Raw genomic sequence first — 1,162 nt, forward strand, 5'->3', positions numbered from 1 at the left:
TGGGTGGATTCAGGTGGTGGTTGCAACACCTGTTTCTGTTGGTCGTGAGAGTAGTTGCTTGAGTGCTTCGGCGGGAGTCATCGCGTCGAGGCGTTTACGGGGTCGGTCGTTGATCTCGTCTTGGACGAACTGGAGCTCGGCGGTGGTGTGGCGGGAGAGGTCGGTGCCTTTGGGGAAGTACTGCCGGAGCAGCCCGTTGGTGTTTTCGTTGCTGCCTCGCTGCCAGGGCGCGTGTGGGTCACAGAAGTAGATCTGCACTCCGGTCGCGACGGTGATCTCTCGGTGCCGGGTCATCTCGATGCCCTGGTCCCAGGTGATTGATCGTGCGGCTTCGGCAGGCATGCGCTGGATCGCTTCGATCATCTGGTCACGGACCTGTTCCGCGCCGTGCGAACCGGGCAGGTGCAGCAGCATCAGATACCCGGTGCTCCGCTCGACGAGCGTGCCGATCGCGGACCGGTTCCCGGCACCCATGATGAGGTCTCCTTCCCAGTGCCCCGGGACGGCGCGGTCGTCGGCCTCGGCCGGCCGGTCGGTGATCATCACCATGTTCGCGATCTTCGACGCGCGGGTAGTGACTCGGCCTTGGGGCTTCCGGAGCGTTCGCCCGGTGCGCAGACACTTTGTCAGTTCCCGACGCAGCTCCCCACGACCCTGCACGAACAATGCCTGGTAGATCGTCTCGTGGGACACGCGCATCTCCGACTCGTTCGGGAACGCCCGCCGGAGCCGCAAACTGATCTGCTCCGGGGAACGTTTCTGCAACAACCCAGTCTGCACGTACTCCCGGAGCCGGTCGTTCCGAGCGAGTTTCCCGGGCCTCGGGCGACGAGCACGCTGCCACGCCCGCTGCTGGGCAGTCCCGGCTCGGTACCCGCGAGCCGATGCGCCAGCTCGCAGCTCCCGACTGATGGTCGAGGGCGCACGACCCAGCGCACGCGCGATCTGACGCACCCCCATGCCCTGAGCGTGCTGCACCGCGATCTCGTCACGCTCGGCCAACGACAACCGCACCCCGGACGCCCCGTGGTTCGCGGCGATCACCCCGCCAGCGTCCGAGACCCACATCGCCGCGGTCGAGCGTTTCACACCCATCACGGATGCAGCCTCCGTCAGCGTCCCCGAGCGTCGCAACACCCCGAAGAACACAGCACGAAACTCC

General features: G+C 66.0%; 1 protein-coding gene. It reads right to left on the reverse strand.

The window, feature by feature from the left end:
- Positions 1 to 9: 9 nt before the first annotated feature.
- On the reverse strand, positions 10 to 1,162 hold a 1,153-nt coding region (locus ACO0E1_RS18895), incomplete at its 5' end, for an IS30 family transposase (protein ID WP_422875575.1).

This window comes from Curtobacterium guangdongense (assembly GCF_049341845.1).
GTDB classification, from domain to species: domain Bacteria; phylum Actinomycetota; class Actinomycetes; order Actinomycetales; family Microbacteriaceae; genus Curtobacterium; species Curtobacterium guangdongense.